General features: G+C 71.7%; 19 protein-coding genes. 7 read left to right on the top strand and 12 right to left on the bottom strand.

The features are described from left to right. Window positions 1-6: 6 nt before the first annotated feature. Genes ACTIGN_RS27850 through ACTIGN_RS27835 form a run of 4 tightly spaced genes read right to left on the bottom strand, consistent with a single transcriptional unit; the run spans window position 7 to window position 2,441 of the window. Complete coding sequence (locus ACTIGN_RS27850; RefSeq protein ID WP_439630047.1) at window positions 7-900, bottom strand: alpha/beta fold hydrolase; 894 nt, start codon at window positions 898-900, stop codon at window positions 7-9. A gap of 41 nt (window positions 901-941) precedes the next feature. Then, window positions 942-1,562 carry a DUF417 family protein gene (locus ACTIGN_RS27845; protein WP_439630045.1) on the bottom strand — a complete coding sequence of 207 codons (621 nt, stop codon included), beginning with the start codon at window positions 1,560-1,562 and terminating at the stop codon, window positions 942-944. A gap of 42 nt (window positions 1,563-1,604) precedes the next feature. After that, entirely contained in the window at window positions 1,605-1,850 is a 246-nt protein-coding gene (locus tag ACTIGN_RS27840) for a hypothetical protein (protein ID WP_439630043.1), read from the bottom strand. A 36-nt stretch (window positions 1,851-1,886) separates the two neighbouring features. Further along, window positions 1,887-2,441 (bottom strand): carboxymuconolactone decarboxylase family protein, encoded by a 555-nt coding sequence (locus tag ACTIGN_RS27835; RefSeq protein WP_439630041.1) that lies wholly within the window; start codon window positions 2,439-2,441, stop codon window positions 1,887-1,889. A 213-nt stretch (window positions 2,442-2,654) separates the two neighbouring features. Between ACTIGN_RS27835 and ACTIGN_RS27830 the strand changes: the two genes are divergently transcribed. Next, the gene (locus tag ACTIGN_RS27830; RefSeq protein ID WP_439630039.1) at window positions 2,655-4,286 is read left to right on the top strand and encodes a sigma 54-interacting transcriptional regulator; all 1,632 of its coding nucleotides are present in this window, start codon (window positions 2,655-2,657) and stop codon (window positions 4,284-4,286) included. 104 nt (window positions 4,287-4,390) lie between these two features. On the opposite strand, the gene ACTIGN_RS27825 is transcribed toward ACTIGN_RS27830, so the two are convergent. The 3 genes from ACTIGN_RS27825 to ACTIGN_RS27815 form a co-directional block, all read right to left on the bottom strand. After that, entirely contained in the window at window positions 4,391-4,609 is a 219-nt protein-coding gene (locus ACTIGN_RS27825) for a tautomerase family protein (protein ID WP_439630037.1), read from the bottom strand. A 17-nt stretch (window positions 4,610-4,626) separates the two neighbouring features. Continuing rightward, window positions 4,627-5,340, bottom strand: a complete 714-nt coding sequence (locus ACTIGN_RS27820; protein ID WP_439630035.1) for an SDR family NAD(P)-dependent oxidoreductase — start codon at window positions 5,338-5,340, stop codon at window positions 4,627-4,629. Between the two features lie 87 nt (window positions 5,341-5,427). Then, window positions 5,428-5,844 (bottom strand): Ohr family peroxiredoxin, encoded by a 417-nt coding sequence (locus tag ACTIGN_RS27815; RefSeq protein WP_439630033.1) that lies wholly within the window; start codon window positions 5,842-5,844, stop codon window positions 5,428-5,430. Window positions 5,845-5,961: 117 nt separating this feature from the next. On the opposite strand from ACTIGN_RS27815, the gene ACTIGN_RS27810 reads away from it, so the two are divergent. Then, window positions 5,962-6,390: a winged helix-turn-helix transcriptional regulator gene (locus ACTIGN_RS27810; RefSeq protein WP_439630031.1), complete on the top strand. Its 429-nt coding sequence runs from the start codon at window positions 5,962-5,964 to the stop codon at window positions 6,388-6,390. 149 nt (window positions 6,391-6,539) lie between these two features. Here ACTIGN_RS27810 and ACTIGN_RS27805 read toward each other — a convergent pair whose 3' ends face one another. The 3 genes from ACTIGN_RS27805 to ACTIGN_RS27795 form a co-directional block, all read right to left on the bottom strand. Then, complete coding sequence (locus ACTIGN_RS27805) at window positions 6,540-6,878, bottom strand: hypothetical protein (RefSeq protein ID WP_439630029.1); 339 nt, start codon at window positions 6,876-6,878, stop codon at window positions 6,540-6,542. Window positions 6,879-7,018: 140 nt separating this feature from the next. Next, window positions 7,019-8,095 (bottom strand): tRNA modification GTPase, encoded by a 1,077-nt coding sequence (locus ACTIGN_RS27800; RefSeq protein WP_439630027.1) that lies wholly within the window; start codon window positions 8,093-8,095, stop codon window positions 7,019-7,021. A gap of 33 nt (window positions 8,096-8,128) precedes the next feature. Further along, on the bottom strand, window positions 8,129-9,043 hold the full coding sequence (locus ACTIGN_RS27795) for a hypothetical protein (RefSeq protein ID WP_439630025.1): 915 nt from the start codon (window positions 9,041-9,043) through the stop codon (window positions 8,129-8,131). Window positions 9,044-9,136: 93 nt separating this feature from the next. On the opposite strand from ACTIGN_RS27795, the gene ACTIGN_RS27790 reads away from it, so the two are divergent. The 5 genes from ACTIGN_RS27790 to ACTIGN_RS27770 all read left to right on the top strand — a co-directional run bounded on the left by ACTIGN_RS27790 (window position 9,137) and on the right by ACTIGN_RS27770 (window position 15,999). Further along, window positions 9,137-10,657, top strand: coding sequence for a carboxypeptidase M32 (locus ACTIGN_RS27790; RefSeq protein WP_439630023.1), 1,521 nt, complete (start codon window positions 9,137-9,139; stop codon window positions 10,655-10,657). Between the two features lie 227 nt (window positions 10,658-10,884). Beyond that, window positions 10,885-11,805, top strand: a complete 921-nt coding sequence (locus ACTIGN_RS27785; protein ID WP_439630021.1) for a serine/threonine-protein kinase — start codon at window positions 10,885-10,887, stop codon at window positions 11,803-11,805. Between the two features lie 183 nt (window positions 11,806-11,988). Continuing rightward, on the top strand, window positions 11,989-13,485 hold the full coding sequence (locus ACTIGN_RS27780) for an AAA family ATPase (protein WP_439630019.1): 1,497 nt from the start codon (window positions 11,989-11,991) through the stop codon (window positions 13,483-13,485). A 47-nt stretch (window positions 13,486-13,532) separates the two neighbouring features. Further along, entirely contained in the window at window positions 13,533-14,165 is a 633-nt protein-coding gene (locus ACTIGN_RS27775) for a Uma2 family endonuclease (protein ID WP_439630017.1), read from the top strand. Between the two features lie 259 nt (window positions 14,166-14,424). Beyond that, the gene (locus ACTIGN_RS27770; protein WP_439630015.1) at window positions 14,425-15,999 is read left to right on the top strand and encodes an HD domain-containing phosphohydrolase; all 1,575 of its coding nucleotides are present in this window, start codon (window positions 14,425-14,427) and stop codon (window positions 15,997-15,999) included. Between the two features lie 97 nt (window positions 16,000-16,096). Here the strand turns inward: ACTIGN_RS27770 and ACTIGN_RS27765 are convergent, their stop codons facing one another. Together ACTIGN_RS27765 and ACTIGN_RS27760 are read right to left on the bottom strand one after the other, a co-directional pair. After that, the gene (locus ACTIGN_RS27765; RefSeq protein ID WP_439630013.1) at window positions 16,097-17,116 is read right to left on the bottom strand and encodes a hypothetical protein; all 1,020 of its coding nucleotides are present in this window, start codon (window positions 17,114-17,116) and stop codon (window positions 16,097-16,099) included. Window positions 17,117-17,339: 223 nt separating this feature from the next. Then, a complete protein-coding gene (locus tag ACTIGN_RS27760; protein ID WP_439630011.1) occupies window positions 17,340-18,164 on the bottom strand; it encodes an HAD family hydrolase in 825 nt (274 codons plus the stop codon). Window positions 18,165-18,310 lie beyond the last annotated feature (146 nt).

The raw sequence follows: 18,310 nt of genomic DNA, 5'->3' as shown, positions 1-18,310 counted from the left end.
TGGTGGTTACCCGCGGCTGACGTGCCGGCCGAGGAAGTCCCTCATCAGGGCGGCGACCTCGGCGGCGTGCGTCTCCAGGGCGAAGTGCCCGGCGTCGAGCAGGTGCGTCTCCACGGTCTCGAGGTCGCGCGTGTACGGGCGGGCCCCGGCCGCCGGGAAGATCTGGTCGTTCTTGCCCCAGGCGATCAGCACCGGGGGCTGGTGCGTGCGAAAGTACTCCTGCCACGCGGGGTACAGCGGCGGGTTCGACCCGTAGGAGAGGAACAGGTCGAGCTGGACCTCGGCGTTGCCGGGCCGGTCGAGCAGGAACTGGTCGTGGGCCGCGCCGTCCGGGCCGACCAACTCGGGGTGCGGCTCGCCGTGCGTGTACTGCCACTTCGTCGCGTCGTAGGTGAGCAGCCCGCGGAGGGCGTCCCGCTTCTCCCTGCTCGTCGGCTCGGCCCAGTACGCCTTGATCGGCTTCCAGAAGTCGTTGTCCAGCCCCTCGTCGTAGGCGTTCCCGTTCTGCACCACGATCGCGGTGACGCGGTCCGGGTGCTTGCTCGCCAGCCGGTACCCGACTGGGGCGCCGTAGTCCTGCACGTACAGGGCGTACTTCGTGAGGCCCACCTTCTCGGTGAAGGCGTCGATCACCGACGCGAGGTTGTCGAACGTGTACGCGAACTGGTCGCGGGGCGGCATCGCGCTGTGGCCGTAGCCGGGGTAGTCGGGGGCGATCACCCGGTACTCGCCGGCGAGCCGCGGGATCAGGTCGCGGAACATCTGCGAGCTGGTCGGGAACCCGTGCAGCAGCAGGATCGCCGGGGCGTCGGCCGGGCCGGCCTCGCGGTAGAAGATGTCGAGGCCGTTCACTGTTACCGTCTTGTGGGTCACCTTCGTCGCGCGGGTCGTGGCGGTCATGGGAAGTCCTCCGGTTGGGTGTGTCTTGATTCGGGTCGGGATTAGTGGGTGAGAGCCAGGGCCGGTTCGCTCGCCGGGGTCGCGGCGCCGGCGTCGGCCCGTCGCCGCAGGTGCGCCTTCGCCGAGTCGGCCATCGTGACGACCGCGGCCCCGAGCATGATGGCGTCCTTCACCACCAGCCGCCCCGGGCCGGTCAGCAGCGGGAACCCGTGCTCGCCGCTGCCCAGGTCCGGAACCCACGCCTCGGGCGTGGTCACCAGGAACGACAGGGTGACGACCGACATCACCGCCACCAGGAAGCTGCCGACGGCCGCGACCCGCGGGAACACGGGGTGCAGGGCGATCAGCACCCCGTACAGCACGATCACCGAGCCGAGCCCCCACGCGAACGGGTAGGTGCGGTTCGCCTCGTGCCAGGCGCGGTTCTCGGGCACCAGCGCGCCCTCCTTGTTCATGTGCTCCCTGTAGCGGCCGGGGTCGGCGTAGAAGAAGCTCATCGCCGGGCTGTTGGCCACGAACGGGACGATCCCCTCGGCCTCGTAGCGGTACGCCTTCAGCCCGCCGATCCACACGAGCACCACCACCAGCCCGATCCGGGTCAGGGCGGTGCCGAGCCCGTCCAGCCGGGCGGCGTACTCGAACAGTCGGTCGAAGCGGTCCATGGGTTGCCCTCGTGTGAGTGTCTCGCGGAATCGCCGTGCGGCTCAGCGGGCGGCGCGGCGGGGCTCGTCGTAGCGGGCCCGCTCGAGCGCCGCGGGGTCGGTGACCGAGTCGAGCACGGCCCCGCACGTCGGGCAGACCCAGTCGATCCGGGCCGGGCGGGCGGTGTAGCCCATCAGCAGGGCCATCGCGCCCAGCACCGACCGGCGCTTGACCGGCAGCGCGGCCGGGTGCGTGTCATCGTTCCCGCACGGGCACCGGGCGGCGGGCGGCGTGTTCGTCGTGCGCATCGTGGTCTCGGGTTCGGGGGGTCAGGGGTTCGCGTGTCACGCCGCCGCGCCGGCGGCGAGCGGGGCGGCCGGCGGGAAGTCGAGGTCGGTGGCGGCGACGGTGTTGAAGTAGTTGGTGAACACGTTGAGCGCGACGTGGGCGACGACCTCGGCGACGGCCGCGTCGTCCCACCCGGCGGCCCGGACGGCCGCGAGGTCGGCGTCGGTCACCCGCCCGCGGGCGTCCACCACGCGGCGGGCGAACTTCACCAGCGCGTCGGTCCGGCCGTCCACCGCGCCGCCGAGCCGGGCGTCGCGCACCTGGTCGGGGGTCAGCCCGACCGCCTTGCCGACGGCGCTGTGGGCGGCCAGGCAGTAGTCGCACCCGTTGGCCTCGGCCGCGGCCAGGGCGATCTGCTCGCGGACCTTCGCCGGCAGGGCGCCCTTCGCCAGCGCTCCGCTCAGGCCGAGGTAGCCGTCGAGGACGGCCGGGCTGTTCGCCATCGCGCGGGTCATGTTCGGGACCAGCCCGAGCTTCTGCTTCACGGCGTCGAGCAGCTCCTTCCCGCGGCCTGTGGCGGTCTGCGGGTTGACGGCGGGGATGCGGGACATGGCCTTCTCCTGTGGGTCTGCGGTTCGCTCCGGGTCGTTCCGGAGGTGAATGACCCCCAGTAATCCACACGCCGTGCCACCTCATCACGGATTCCACAACCAGAATAACTGCAGTATCTTGTGGATATTCACGTGAATCATCATCGCTGACGAGATTACGTAAATTTGCGATTTCTCGTAATCTGGTCCCGAACTCTCGTCAGGGGACCAGTCATGTCCATCGAGCCGTCCGGACCTCTCTTCGCCGATCCCCGACGGCTCCTCCTCGACATGGCGCGCGAGCACGCGCTGCCGGACCTGCTGCGGCTGGTGGTCACGCGCCTCGCCGAGTCGCCACGGGTAGCGCTGGCTCGCGTCTGGCTGGTGCAACCGACCGCGGGGTGCGCCGGTTGCCCCGACGCGGCGGCGTGCCGCGCCCAGTCGAGTTGCCTGCACTTGGTCGCGAGTGCGGGCCGCTCGGCCGTCGATCCGCGAGTCGAGTGGACGCGCCTCGACGGCGCGTTCCGGCGCATCCCGCTCGGCGCACGCAAGGTGGGGCGGATCGCGGCGACCGGCGAGCCGCTGGAGGCGCCCGACCTCTCCGCCGCGAGCCCGCCGGAGTGGATCGCGCGCCCGGACTGGCTGCGGGCCGAGGGGATCGGGGCCTTCGGCGGCCAGCCGCTCGTCCACCGCGGTCAGGTCCTCGGGGTGCTGGCCGTGTTCGCCCGCGGGTCGGTCGACGGGGAGTGCATGGACTGGCTCCGCACGATCGCCGACCACGCCGCCGCGGCCATCGCCACGGCGCGGGCGTTCGAGCGGATCGAGGAACTGACCCGGCGGCTGGAGTCGGAGAACGAGTACCTGCGCGAGGAGGCGGCCGGGGGGTTCGGCGAGCTGGTCGGCCAGGGGCCGGCGCTGGGCGCGGTGGCCCGGCAGATCGACCTCGTGGCCCCGACCGACTCGGCCGTGCTGGTCCTCGGCGAGAGCGGCACCGGCAAGGAGCTGGTCGCCCGCGAGGTCCACCGCCGGAGCAAGCGGGCCGCGCGGCCGCTGGTGAAGGTGAACTGCGCCGCGGTGCCCCGCGAGTTGTACGAGAGCGAGTTCTTCGGGCACACCCGGGGGGCGTTCACCGGCGCGCTGCGGGACCGGGCCGGGCGGTTCGAGCTGGCCCACGGCGGCACCCTGTTCCTCGACGAGGTGGGCGAGATCCCGCTCGACCTCCAGGCCAAACTCCTGCGGGTGCTGCAGGAGGGGGAGCTGGAGCGGGTCGGCGAGGAGCGGACCCGCCGGGTGGACGTGCGGGTCATCGCGGCGACCAACCGCGACCTCCGCGCCGAGGCCGGGGCCGGGCGGTTCCGGCAGGACCTCTACTACCGACTGAGCGTGTTCCCGATCGCCCTGCCGCCGCTCCGGCAGCGCGCGGAGGACGTGCCGCTGCTGGCCGACCACTTCCTCGCGGCCGCCGCACGCAAGCTCGGGCGGCCGAAGCCGCGGCTGACCCTTGCGGCCGTGCAGGCGCTCCAGCGGTACCGCTGGCCGGGGAACGTCCGCGAGTTGCAGCACGTGATCGAGCGAGCGGTCATCACCGCCGAGGGCGGGCGGCTGGCGATCGAGCTGCCCGAGGACGCGCCCGGCCCGCCGCGGAAGGCGGCCGCCCCGCCCGCAGCCGGGGAGGACGTGGTGCGGACCGACGCGGAGATCCGCCAACTGGAGGCGGACAACATCCGCGCGGCCCTGCGCCGGGCGAAGGGGAAGGTGTCCGGCGCCGGGGGCGCGGCCGAGGTGCTCGGGGTGAGGCCGACCACCCTCGCCTCGCGGATCAAGGCGCTCGGCCTGTCGGCGCCCCGGGACGGGTCCGCCGGGTAGGCGGTGACCTGGCGACTCGTTTCAGCGCCGCGGGACGTCGAACTTGACGACCTCGCGCCCGCACCGCGTGGTTCGCGTCCGCCAGCTCGACGGCGCGGGCCGGGCTACCCCGGTGACGTCTCCGCGATCCGCTTGCGGAACTCCGGGGTCGGCAGCCCGCCCACGCCCCAGTCCTCGAGGTTCACCTCCTGGATGATCACGAAGGTCAGCGCCGGCGGCTTGTTCAGCACGTCCACCAGCAGGTCCGTCGCCCCTTTAATCAGGGCGGCCTTCTGCTCGGGCGTCGCCCCCTCGCGGGTGATCTGAATGGTCACGATCGGCATCGCACTCTCCTCGTTGGTTACCAGTGCCCGGCGTGCGCGCCGCCGTCGACGTGCAGCGTCTCGCCGGTCACGAACTTCGCCGACTCCAGGTACAAGACGGCATCGACCACCTCCTGCACCGTGCCCATGCGCCCGACCGGGTGCAGCCCGGCGAGGAAGGCGTGCGTCTCGGGCTTGTGCATCGGGGTGGCGATCACGCCGGGCGCCACCGCGTTCACCCGGACGCCCCGGTCCGCGTACTCGATGGCCAGCGACCGGGTGACCGCGTCCAGCCCGCCCTTGGTGAGCGACGCCAGCGCCGACGGCACGCCCTTCACCGGCTGCCCGACGAGCGTGGTGGTCAGGTTCACGACGTGCCCCCCGCCCTGCGCGAGCATCTGCCGGATCGCGCTCTGCGACACGTAAAAGAAGCCGGCGAGGTTGAGCGAGACCTTGGCGGCGAAGTCCGCGGGGGTGTACTCGGTGAACGGCTTGGCGATGAACATCCCGGCGTTGTTCACCAGCGTGTCCACCCGGCCGAACTTCGCCACCGCCTCGGCGATCACCCGGTCGGCGACGGCCGGGTCGGCGATGTCGCCGGCGACGGCCAGCACGTCCGCCGCGGCGTCGGGTGCGATCGACCGGGAGTTGGCGACGACCCGGTAGCCCCGGTCGAGGAACCCGCGGACCAGCCCGGCCCCGATCCCTTGTGACGCGCCGGTGACGACGGCGACCTTGCGCTCGGTGCTCATGACAGTCTCCCTGTTGAAGTGAAGGCTTGTACGCCGCGGAACCGGCCCGCCCGCACTGTGCGGGCAAGCGGGTCCGGGGGGTTCGGCTCAGACGAGGGTGACGGCGACGTCGATGTTCCCGCGGGCGGCCCTGGAGTACGGGCACGTCTCGTGCGCGACGTGCACCAGCGCCTGTGCGAGCTCGCGGTCCAGCCCCGGCAGGCTGACGTCGGGCCGCGCCCGGAGGGCGTACCCGCCGGGGTTGGTACCGGGGTCCGCCTCGGCGTCGACGCCCCGGCCGGCCGGCCGCGCGACCGTCTGTTGCGCGGCCGCCGGCCCGACGGCGCTCATGAAGCACGCCGACCGGCCGGCGGCGAACAGTTGCTCCGGGTTGGTCCCGCCGCCCGCGGCGCCCGGGTTCGGGAGCTCGACGTCGAGCCGGCCGCCCGGGGTGCGCGACCTGCCGTCCCGGCCGCCGGTGGTGCGGGTCTTGGCGGCGTACAGGACATTGTCGATCGCGTTCACGACGGTCTCCCGTTAAGTGCCGCGGGTCCGGCCCCGCGGTTGCAAATCGCAACTGAGCGGGTATACTGGAGGTACGGTTGCCTCTTGCAACCAAATTCCGCATTCGGGAGCTGGGTCATGAAGCGCACGAGTTTCACGGACGACGCGTGCCCGGTGGCGCGGTCGGTCGAGGCGGTGGGCGACTGGTGGTCGCTCCTGATCGTACGCGACGCGTTCATCGGGAAGAAGAGGTTCGGCGAGTTCCAGACGTCGCTCGGCGTCGCGAAGAACATCCTCACCGTCCGGCTCAAGAAGCTGGTCGACGACGGGGTGCTGGAACAGGTTCCGGCGTCGGACGGCAGCGCCTTCAAGGAGTACGCGCTGACCGAGAAGGGGCGCGGGCTCCTGCCGGTCATCGCCGCACTCGGCCAGTGGGGCGGCGCCGGATCGGAGTTCCGGCTGGTGGACCGCAAGAAGGGCAAGGCCGTGCGGCTGGAGTTCCGGTCCGCGGACGGGCACCGGCTCGCCCCCGACGACGTGAAGCTGGTCCACGGCGCCGCGGTGTGAGCCGCGCTGCGTCCCCGCGGGCACGGGCCCGCGCTCGCAACGGGTCGACTCGACGGCCAGCGAAGAGCGCGCCGCGCGGCCCCGCGCTCAGCCGACGGGGCGAGGGTCCGGGCCGGCCGGGCCGCCAGTCGCTGACGGGAGCGGGGCGGTCACTTCCCGATGCAGAACCGCGAGAAGATGCGGTCGAGCAGGTCGTTCGTGTACACGGCTCCGGTGAGTTCGCCGAGCTGGTCGAGGGCCGCCCGCAGCGCCGCGGCCGCGAGTTCGGGCGGGTCGGCGGCCGCCACGTGGTCGCGGGTCGCGAGCAGGTGGTCGAGGCACGCCGCGACGTGGTGCCGGCACCGGCTCTGGCTCGGGGCCAGCGCCGGCCGCGCCCGCGACGCGACCGCCTCGCCGAGCGCCGCGCGAACCGCTCCGGTGCCGCCCGGAACGGAGCAGGAGATTGGCGAGCGGGGGGCGTGAGCCCCCCGCGGTTCTTTCTGAGTCACACCCTAGGGGGGCGGACGCCCCCCCCGCGCCGGGGGCGGGAGGTGGCCCTTAGGTAGCACGCGGAGGACGGAGGCCCCCGGGGCCCCCCGGTCCCGGCGCTGGCTTGGGGCGGGGGGGGGGGGTGCCCCCCCCGGGTTTCTTAGTGACCCCCGCCGGGGGGGGCCCCCCCCCCCCCGCTCGCCGGGCTCGGCAGGTCGCACTTCGTTCGCACGCGGAGCACGTCGGCCCCGGTCGCCGCCAGGCGCGCCGCGTCGGCGGTGCCGAACGCGCCTTGCTCGTCGCACCACAGGACCACGTCGGCCGCGGACGCCGCGCCGCGGCCGAGCCGCTGGGCCTGCTCCTCGATCGTGTCGGCCGCGTCCTGCCAGCCGGCCGTGTCGATCAACTCGACCCGCACGCCGGCCACGTCGGTCCCGCGGGTGAGGTAGTCGCGGGTCGTGCCGGGGACCGGGCTCACGAGCGCGTCGCCGCCCGCCAGCGCGTTGAACAGGCTGCTCTTCCCGGCGTTCGGGAGCCCCACGAGCGCCACGCGGACCGGCCGCCCCGACACCGTGCGGTCGTCGAGTTGACCGAGGAGTGCTTCGAGGTGGCGAACGGCCGCGTTCACCCGGCGGAGCGTCTCCGGGGTGCCGACGAACTCGATGTCCTCGTCGGCGAAGTCGAGCGCCGCTTCGAGGTCCGCGAGCAGGTTCAGCAGGTCGTCGCGGAGCGCCGCGAGCGGCTCCGAGACGCCGCCGGCGAGCTGCGCGAGCGCCGTGCGGAGTTCGGCGTCGGTGCCGGCCTCGATCACGGCGTGAACGGCCTCGGCCCGCGGCAGGTCCTTCTTCCCGCTCAGGAACGCGCGCAGCGTGAACTCGCCGGGTTGCGCCGGGCGCGCGCCGGCGGCGAGGAGGTCGGCCACGAGGCGCTCGACGAGCGGCGGCGAGCCGATGGTGTGAAGCTCGGCGAGGTCCTGCCCGGTGTACGACCGCGGCCCGGGGAACACGTACAGCGTCGCCGGCAGCGGCGCGTGAACGCCGGTGAGGCGCAGCGCGCCGGGAACGAGGCGGCGGGCGGCGGCCGCGAGCCCGCTGTTGGGCTGGAACACCGCGGCGACGACCGCGAGCGCCTTCGGGCCGCTGACGCGCACGACGGCCCGCGCCCCGGCACCCGGGGCCGACGACACCGCGACGATCGTGTCGCCGGGGTGCGGCAACGCGGACTTCTCGAACGACATGGCGGCCTTACTAGAAGGGGGAGGATTCCGGCATCACCTCCGGGGAATCTCACCCACGATCCCCCCGACAGGCTCCGAGGAATAGTCATCAAGGCTGCTCGGGTCAACGCTCCAGAGAGCGGCGAGTTGCAGCACGCAACTCTCGTCTGCGGTGGTTGGGTCATCAGCCCGATTAACGACGGGTGGTGTGGTCGGCCCGTCAGTGAACCGGAAGCCGAGATCGAATTCTTGTTTTGTTTGTGGGCCTTCGTTCCAGATCACCGAGCTTCGCTGTCCGAGCCAGCCGTAGCCGCGGAGGAACTGCCCCTTCCGGGCACGCGCCCACACGTGCAATTCGGACTCTCGGTGCGTGCAAAAGTATTGAGCGTCTTGAAAGCGCCGACTCAATTCTTCCAGTAGCGGCTTCGCGAACGCCTCCACCTGTTCCGGTGGGAACAGACACCGCCCCGTGGCGAGCGTCCAGTCGCCAACCGGGGGCGTTACGAACACGCTCGACTTGCACGCCGCAGCCACACCTTCCTCCCAAGTCACCGGGCGTCGCCGTTGCAGGCCGAGGGCGGTAGCTACCGCCAGAGGGTCAGTGGATTCGAGTGCCACCCAGGCGAGGTCAGAGCCGAACGAGACCGGGCCATCAACGCTCGAATCCTCGGGGCCGAAGGCGAACTTCACGAGCAGCCCACCGAGCACACCACCGAAGGCGAACCCGAGCAAAGGGAGCAAATCGCCGCGGACCTGGCCGGGAGAAGGCAGCGGGGCGTCTTTCAGGGGAACACGAGGTTCTTTGCCGAGTCCCGCGACCCGTTCGGCCAAGACCTCCTCCGCGGCGGCAAACGCCTCGTCGGACCATCGGTCGCGGTCCTTCCGCTGAACGACCTCTTCCAGTTCAGCGGTGGATTTCTGCGTGAAGTGTACCTTTACCGTCTCGACCAGTTGGCGGTTCAGTCCCATCAGCTGGTTCCTCCCGGGGCATTCGTTCTTCCGCAGTGTCGTTGTCCGTACACCGACAATACCGCAATTCGCCGAGTTCGCACAGGAGTTCACATGACCGCCGCAGACGCCTACGCCGAACTGGTCCGCCGCAGCAAGGAACTCGGCGTCCTGAACTCCTGCGCCGCGGTCCTCGGGTGGGACCAGCAGACGTACATGCCCGCGAAGGGGGCCGGGCTCCGCGGCGAGCAGATGGCGTTCCTCGCGGCGCTGTCGCACCAGAAGTTCACCGACCCCAAGATCGGCGAGTTGCTCGCGGCCGTCGAGGGGTCCGACGCCGTCGCGAACCCGGAGGCCGACGCGGCCGCGAACGTCCGCGAGTGGCGGCGGGCCTACGACCGCGCCACCAAGCTCCCCGAGGCGCTGGTCGCGGAGCTGGCCCGCGTCACCACGCAGGCGCAGCAGGCGTGGGAGCAGGCGAAGAAGGCCAACCAGTTCGCCACGTTCCGCCCGCTCCTCGAGCGCGTCGTCGAACTCAAGCGCCAGGAGGCCGACGCCGTCGGGTTCAAGGAGCACCGCTACAACGCGCTGATCGAGGAGTACGAGCCGGGCACCACGGTCGCCGACCTGAAGGCGCTGTTCGCGGGGCTGACGAAGCAGCTCGTGCCGCTCATCCAGAAGTTCGCCGACCTGCCGAAGAAGCCGGACCGCTCGGTCCTGGAGCGCGAGTACGCGGTGGACCGGCAGAGGCTGTTCGCGGAGTCGGCCGCGGTCGCGATCGGGTACGACTTCGCCGCCGGCCGGCTCGACACCACGTCGCACCCGTTCTGCTCGGGGTTCGGCCCCGGCGACTGCCGCATCACGACCCGGTACAACCCGCGGTCGTTCTCCGACGCGTTCTTCGGCGTGCTCCACGAGACCGGGCACGCGGTGTACGAGCAGAACCTGCCGGCCGAGCACTTCGGCACCCCGCTCGGGGTCGCGTGCTCGTTCGGGGTCCACGAGTCGCAGTCGCGGCTGTGGGAGAACCAGGTCGGCCGCGGCCGGCCGTTCTGGGACCACTTCTTTCCGCGCCTGCGCCAGGCGTTCCCCGCGGCGGTCGGCGACGTGAGCCCGGACACCTTCTACGCCGCGATCAACGACGTGCGGCCGTCGCTCATCCGGGTCGAAGCGGACGAGGCGACGTACAACCTGCACATCGCGCTGCGGTTCGAACTCGAGCTCGCGCTGCTGTCTGGAGATCTGGCAGTTGTCGACCTTCCGGACGCCTGGAACACGCGATTCACCGCACTCTTCGGCCTCACGGTCCCCGACGACACCCGCGGGTGCCTGCAGGACATTCACTGGGCGTTCGGCGGCATCGGGTACTTTCCGACGTACACGCTCGGAAACCTCTACGCGGCGCAGTTCATGGCGGCCGCGAAAACCCAGCTCGGGGCAGAAAGCCTTGAGGGCGACATCCGCCGGGGGGAGTTCGGGCGCCTGAAAGAGTGGCTGGTGAAGAACATCCACCGCCACGGGCAGCGGTTCCGGGCGGCCGAGTTGTGCCGGCGGGTGACGGGAAGTTCACTTGTGCCGGAACCATTCGTGGCGCACCTGAATGAAAAATATACCGCTCTCCAAGCCGTGTGCTAGGGTTCCAGGTGACCGTCCGTGCCGTCGCGAGTCGCGCGTCCGGCACGTTCGACAAGCCTGGCGAGAGTTTTGTCCCTCAGAGACCGGCGAGCCGCCCCGCTGGCACCGGAAGTGCAAGCGCAACACGGGGACGCCACCCCCGCTCGCCCCTACCGGGATTTCCTGACGTCATGCTTCCAACAAAAACCTCGGACGCACGGGAAACCGCGGACGACGTGAAGGGAACCGTGTCGGCACACTCGAGCGACACCCAGACCCTCCTCAACCTCCAGCGGGACGTCCCGGCGCCGTCCCCCCCCGAGAACGCGCCGCCGCCCGAAGCGGGCATGCAGGTGGGCCGGTTCGTGCTGCGCGAGAAGCTCGGCGAGGGCGTGTCGTGCCACGTCTTCTGCGGGTGGGACTCGGCCACCTCGACGCGGGTGGCGATGAAGATCCTGAACTGGGCGAACGTGTTCGACCGCCCGGCGGCGTTCAAGCAGTTGCGGATGGAGGCGGCCGGGCTGGCCCGGGTCAAGCACCCGTGCGTGGTCCGGTTCATCGACTTCGCCTTCGACCCCCGGTGGCCGTACCTCGTCACCGAGTTCTTCGAGGGCCAGACCCTCGGCGAGATCCTGCGGGCCGGCGGGGCGCTGCCCCCGGCGTGGGCCGTGTACATCACCTCGCAGATGGTCGACGCGCTCGGGGCCGTGTGGCGGTCCGGGCTCGTCCACCGCGACGTGAAGCCCGACAACATCATGATCGGGGCCGAGGGGAACATCAAGCTCATCGACTTCGGGCTCGCGAAGGCCGACGCGCTCCAGGCCAAGGAACTCGCCGGGGCCGAGCTCGCCGGCACCGCCGCGTACATCTCGCCCGAGCAGGCCAAGGACGCCAGCCTCGTCGACCGCCGGGCCGACATCTACTCGCTGGGCGTGACCCTGTACGAGGCGCTCACCGGCCGGCTCCCGTTCGAGGGCCGCAACCGCATGCAGGTGATCTTCCAGCACCTCAACACGGCCCCGGTCCCGCCGGCCGAGCGGGTGCCCGAGATCCCCGCCCTCGCCAGCGACGTGTGCCTGTGGATGCTCGCCAAGGACCCGAACGACCGCCCGCAGAACTACGAGGAGCTCCGCCAGGCGTTCGACACCGTCCTGAGCGTCGTCCGCTGACGCGGCCCGCAACCCGAACCACCACGCGGCGACCACCCGGTCGCCGCGCTTCGTTTCGCCACCTCCCCTCGCCTGCTCCGGGCGAACCACCTCCCGCGCGCGACTGTCGTTTGGTGGCACCGGCCGAGATCCTGTGAGACAATGGGCGGCCGCGGCCGCCCGCGTTCCCCGGAGTCCCCGACCATGCCGTTGACCGTCGGGCTCAAGGAACTCCCCGTCCAGATCGATCCCGGCACACTGGCCGCGGTGGCGTACCCGGACCCGATTGCCGACGTCGGCCGCGGGCTCGTCCGCCGGCTGTCGTGCCTGGTCGAGTGCCCCAAGGAGGTCGCGCCGCACGCCGCCCACGCGGTCCGCACGTGGGTCCAGCCGCACGGGCTGAAGTGCGTGGTCATCGACGCGCGGGCCGAGACCGGGGACCGCGCCCCGCTCGTGTCGTCGGGCCTGGTGGGCAACATGCGGGCGGCCGTGGCGCGGGCGGTCGCCGGCCCGCTCGCGAACTCGGTGCTGCTGCTCCCGCACCTCGACCTCCTCGCGGGCGGGGCCGGGGCGCTCGGCGACGCCCGCGAACTCATCGCGCTGCTCGTCGAGAACCCCGACCTCCTCTGGGTCGGGTTCCGCGACCCGGCCGTCCCCCTCCCCCGGCTCGTCGAGCAGCTCCCGCTGAACCGCGTCCGGCTGGGCGGCGTCCCGCGGGGCCGCCTCCGGCACCTCGTCACCCAGGGCGAGGCCCGCAAGTTCGGCGACGAACTCGACGTCGGCCGCCTGCACCGCGTGGCCTCCGGCCTGAACGTGATCCAGCTCCGGAAGTACCTCGCCGCGCTCGACCGCGAGGACCGGCCCGCCTCCGCCGCCGAGGCGTTCGCGGCGTTCCGGGCGCTGACGCTCTCGCACGGGGGGCGGGTCCCGGGCGAGACACTCGCGGGGGTCGGCGGGTACGAGCACGCCAAGCGGAAGCTCCGCGAGGAGCTCCTCGACGTGTTCGACCTCGCGGACGCCGCCCCGACCGAGGAGGCGCGGGACCGCCTCGACGCCCTCGCGCCACGGGGCGTCCTGCTGGTCGGGCCGCCGGGCGTCGGCAAGCGGCTGTTCGCCCGGGCCCTGGCGAACGCGGCCGGCGGCGTGTTCCTGGAGACGACCGGGGCCGAGCTGAAGAGCCGGTACCTCGGCGGCAGCGAGGAGAACCTGCGGCTCCTGTTCGCCCGCGCCCGGGCGGCCGCGCCGGCCGTCGTCCTCTTCAAGGAACTGGACGCCTTCGCGGCGCGGCCCACCCGCGGGGCCGCCGAGCCGTCGCTGTTCCTCCAACTCATTCAGGAGCTGGACGCGCTCCCGGCGTGCGAGCGCGTCGTCCCGGTGGCGACGGCCCCGAGCGCCGGCGCGCTCGACCCGGCGGTGGTGCAGCCCGGCCGGTTCGAGTTGGTGATCGAGTTGCAGCCCCCCTCGCTGGCCGACGTGCCCGCGGTGCTGGAGCACCTCGGCCCGCCGCTCGGGCTGTCGTTCTCACCGGAAGCCGCCGCGCGGGCGGTCGAGTTGGTCGATGCGCACCCGGCGGCCGGCCCGCCGCACCACTGCGCGCGGCTCGCGGCCCTGTGCCGCGCTCTGGCCCGGGGCCGGGCCCGGTCGGGCGCGGCCGACCCCGTCTCGCCCCTGGAGGTCACTCGGGCGTGGTGGGGGTTGTGAGCGGCGGCCGCCGTGGTGTAACCTGGGTGGGCCACCAGGGGAGCGCGATGACCTTTGCGACCTTGAGCGACCTGCTCGCCCGCTTCGCGGACTACCCGCCCGAGCGGGTCCGGCTGCGGCCCGTTCCCGGCACCGCCACGAAGCAGGACGTCGTTGACATCGAGCGGCGCGAGGGGAAGCTCTGCGAACTGATCGACGGCGTCCTCGTGGAGAAGGCCGCGGGGTTCAAGGAATCGCTTCTTGCTGCGTACCTGATCGGCCTTTTGGACCCGTTCGCCCGCGGCAACAAGCTCGGCATCGTCCTCGGGGCCGACGGCACGGTCGAGCTCTTCCCGGGGCAGGTCCGCATCCCGGACGTCGCGTTCTACTCGTGGGCCAAGCTCCCCGGCGGCCGCGTGCCCGACGAGCCGGTCCCCGAGTTGCACCCCGACCTCGCCATCGAGGTGCTGTCGAAGTCGAACACGCGGGGCGAGATGTTCGCCAAGCGAAAGGACTACTTCTTCGCCGGCGTGCGGCTCGTGTGGTACGTCGATCCGCGAACCGACACAGTCACCGTCTACACCTCGCCCGACCAGTCCATTACACTCACACACGCCGACACCATGACTGGCGGCGACGTCCTCCCCGGGTTCTCCGTGCGGGTCGCCGACATCTTCTCCGCCGGCCAGTCCCCCGCCTGACGAATTGCCGGAGCCCCGGGGCTCCGTGTCGGTCGCGGCACTCGGCTCGGCGACGCAATCCATCCGACCGCGTCGTACGGGTTCCCACGGGGCGGGACTTTCGCTCCCCGGTCTCAACTCCCGGGGAACCCGTTCTTCTGTAGGCGAGCGGCCCGCGCGCGTGTTAGAATCAGTCGAACCGAACTCCGATCTGGTGCGGGCGGCCGCGTGCGGCTATGAGCCGCGGTCGCCACATGTTGAGTCGCTTTCCGAGGCGCGTGTGAAACGCACGATCCGACTCCGCGGGATCAGCGGGGAGATCAAGGGCCGGGTGTGGGAGTCGGAGACGATCCTGCGGGCCGGCCGCCTGGCCTCGCTCGAGATCGTCCTCGACGACAGCTCCGTGAGCCGCCGCCACGCCGAGGTCCGGCTCGGGGACCAGGGCTGGTACGTCCGCGACCTGGAGAGCACCAACGGGACGTACGTCAACGGGGTCCGGATGGGGCCGGGCGAGCACCCGCTGCACCAGCGGGACATCGTCCAGTTCGGCAAGGTCGCGGTGATCGTGGAGGGGGCCGAGACGACGGTGTCCGACGGCCCGGCGTCGAACCAGCACATCGTCGCGGCCGCCGAGTCGACGTTCGAGGACGGGATCCGCCGGCTCGCGTTCGACCGGAACCACATGCCCCGGGCCGGGGAGCAGATGTTCGCCCTGCTCCGGGCCGGGCACCACTTCGTCCACATGCAGAGCGAGGACCAGCTCCTCAACGCGGTGCTCAACGACGCGGTCAGCGTGCTCGAGGCCCAGCGGGGCGCGATCGTGCTGGCCGACGGCGACGGGGCCGAGCCGAACCTCCAGCTCCGCGCCCTGGCCGTCGGCTCGGGCGAGCCCCCGGGCCGGTTCCACTTCTCCAAGAAGCTCGCCCAGCGGTGCTACGCGGGCGGGGTCTCGCTCCTCTACAGCACCCTCAACAGCGAGTCCGAGGGCGGCGCGACCCAGAGCATGTCCGACGGCGGCATGGCCAGCGTCCTGTGCGTGCTGCTCCGCACCCCCCGCAAGCGGCTCGGGGTGCTGCACCTGGACCGGAACCTCGCCCAGGCCCCGTTCAACGAGGACCACCTGTTCCTCGCCGACGCCCTGGCCGCCCACGTGTCCGCCGCCATCGAGAGCGCCCAACTGCTGCGGAAGCAGCGGGACATGTTCCTCAAGACGATCACCATCCTGGCCCAGGCCGTCGAGCTCCGCGACGACTACACCGGCGGGCACACGCAGCGGGTGACCCGGTACGCCATCATGCTCGCCGAGGCGCTGGAGGTGCCCGACGACCAGATGGAGCTGGTCAAGTTCGGCGGGCCGCTCCACGACATCGGCAAGATCGGCATCGACGACGCGATCCTCCGCAAGCCGGGCAAGCTCACCGCCGACGAGTTCGCGAAGATGCAGACGCACACCACGATGGGGGCCGAGATCCTCGCGACCGTGCCCGACATGCACCCGATCATCCCGATCGTCCGCAACCACCACGAGCGGTGGGACGGCACCGGGTACCCGGACAAGCTGGCCGGCGAGGACATCCCGTTCCTGGCCCGGATCCTCGCGGTGGCCGACGCGTTCGACGCGATGACCTCTCACCGCCCGTACTACGAGAACCAGCGGGGCAAGCCGCCCGCGTGGGCGTTCAACGAGGTGGCGAAGCAGGCCGGGCGGCACTTCGACCCGCGGTGCGCCGCGGCGTTCGTCGGCATCCGCGAGAAGGTGGTGCAGGCCATGCTCGAACTGATGCCGGGGACCGACGTGGACGCCCCGGTCGTGCCCGCGGTCCACGGCGAGTACGTCCCCGACCCGCGGAACTGACGGACACCTCGTTCGAGCCGCGGGGACAAGCCCCGTGGTCTTCCGCGGTGCGAACCACCACGGGGACGTGCCCCGTGGCTCGGCGGCCACTGCCGCCTCACTCCACCACCTCGAACGTGTTCAGGAACTCCGTCGCGGCCTCGGCGCTGGCGAACGCGGCCGGGCCGGTCACCGACACCTGGTACAGCCGCTTCCCGACGAGGAACACCCGCACCCGGGCGACGCGGTCCTCGCCGCCCTTGGCCGGCAGCTTGTACACCATGTCGCGGCCCTGGTACTTCCCCTGGAGCAGCCCCTTGGTGCTCGATTCGAGCGTCGCCCGGTGGATCGCCGTGAACGCGGCCTGGGCCTCGTCGAGCCGCTTCGTGGCCTCGGCCGGGGCGGTCGTCTCGGGGAGCGGCAGGTCGGCGACGCCGACCGCGTAGCTCCCCTGCGGGGTCGCGGTCGCGAACACCTTCAGCCGCGTGGCGAACGGCCCGGCCTGGTCCTTCGTCTCGGGCGTCCCGGCGAGCTTCGCCTTGAACTTCCACTCCTTCGACTCAAACTCGTCGGCCCCCCCGCCCCCACCGGCCGCCGGCGTGGTCCCGTCCGAGACCTGGAACGAGTCGAGGAACTCGGTCACCCTGGCGTCGCTCATGAACGAGGCGTCGCCCATCACCATGACCTGGTACTGGCGCTTGCCCGCCATGAAGATCCGCGACCGGATGAGAAGGTCCGTGGTGCCGCGTGCGACCTTCGCGGTGAACTCCCGGCCCGGGTACTTACCCTGGAGCGTGATCGGGCTGCTGGTCTGGAGCTCACCTTTGACGTTATCGATCGCACCCTTACGGGCCCCGTCGAGACTGTTCTGGACATCGGCCGGGCTCATCCCATCGGGAAGGGGCAGGTCACCAATACCAACGACGAACGCCCCGTTTCGCTCTTCCTTGCTGAACATGTGCATCGTGACTTGCCCGCCACCGGGGATCGGGGCCGCCTGGCTCTTGCTCTCCGGCTTGCCCGGGAACTTCGCCTTGAACTTCCACTCCTTTGAGTCGAACTCCTCCATCGGGCCGGACTTCTTGCACCCGGCGGCGAGGGCGGCGAGGCACACGAGCAGCGTGACGGGGCGAAACATTGCGGTCCTTTCGCGGGTGCGGGCGGGATTCAGGAGGCAGAGTGACGGTTACCTTCTCGCCACCCCGGCGGTTCCGATAGTACACGCCGTGCGGCCCGGCGCACAGCCGGGAGCGGTTCACGAGTCGGTCCGAGCCCGAGCGCCGAGCGAGGGACCGACGTGACCCCGCGCTCGGCGCTCGGGCTCGGAGCGTGGGGCCGGTCGTTGGGGTCGCACTCGACCGCTACACCTCGCCCCAGAGCCAGCGGATCACTCCGTCCTGCCGCGAGTAGTCGGGGACGATCAGGTCGGCCCCGGCCGCGATGAGGCGGGCGCGCTTCTCGGGTTGCACGGTGCCGTGCGGCGTCCCGGCGGGGCAACTCGCGACGCCGACCGCGACGCCGCCGACCCGCTTCACCTCGCCGGTCTCGACCACGCCGTCGCCGAACCCGAGCAGTTCCTCGCCGCGGATGCCGAGGTCCTTCAAGATGCGGTCGATGACCTTTCCCTTTCCGAACGACGGGTCGTTGTCGCGCGGGGCGTTGATGCCGGTCGGGAAGAACCGCTCGACGCCCAGCAACCGGGCCTCGGTCGAGACGTGGTCGTACTCGGTGCCGCTGGCGACGAACAGCGGGACGCCGCGCCCCTTCAGGTTCGCGAGGATCGCGTGCGCGTTGGGCACCACCCAGTCGGCGGCCGCCGCCGCGCCGCTCTCGAGTGCCGTCCACCGGCCGCGGACCTCGGCCATGAGCCGGTCGATGTAGTCGCGGAGGCACTCCCACGGGTCGACCGGCGGGCCGCCGCGGCGCGCCACCTCCTCGGCGAACACGTCCATCTGCTTGATGGTCGGCGCGCCGTTCTTGGCCATCACGAGCCGGTCGATCGCGGCCCAGTCGTCGCTCTCGGGCCGGCGGAGCAGGTCCATCGCGCGGAGCCGCTCGACCATCATGCCGACCATGACCGTCGGCCACCCCTCGCGGATCAGCGACAGCGTGCCGTCGAAGTCGAACAGCACGGCGCGGAACGGCCCGCGGCGGACGGTCGGGTTGACGAGTTCGGCCGGCAACATGGGGCTCTCGGCGGCGCGGCTGGTGGGGCGCGTGGGTCGCGGCAGTGTCAGTCTATAGTTCAAGGAGTGAGGGGTGCGGCCGCGGGTGCTGTTGGCGAACCCTGAGCGCCAGCGAGGGGGTGCGCCTCACCCCCTCGCTGGCGCTC

This window comes from Gemmata sp. (genome assembly GCF_051859125.1).
Lineage (GTDB): Bacteria > Planctomycetota > Planctomycetia > Gemmatales > Gemmataceae > Gemmata.
This window is presented reverse-complemented; position numbering and strand designations above follow the sequence as displayed.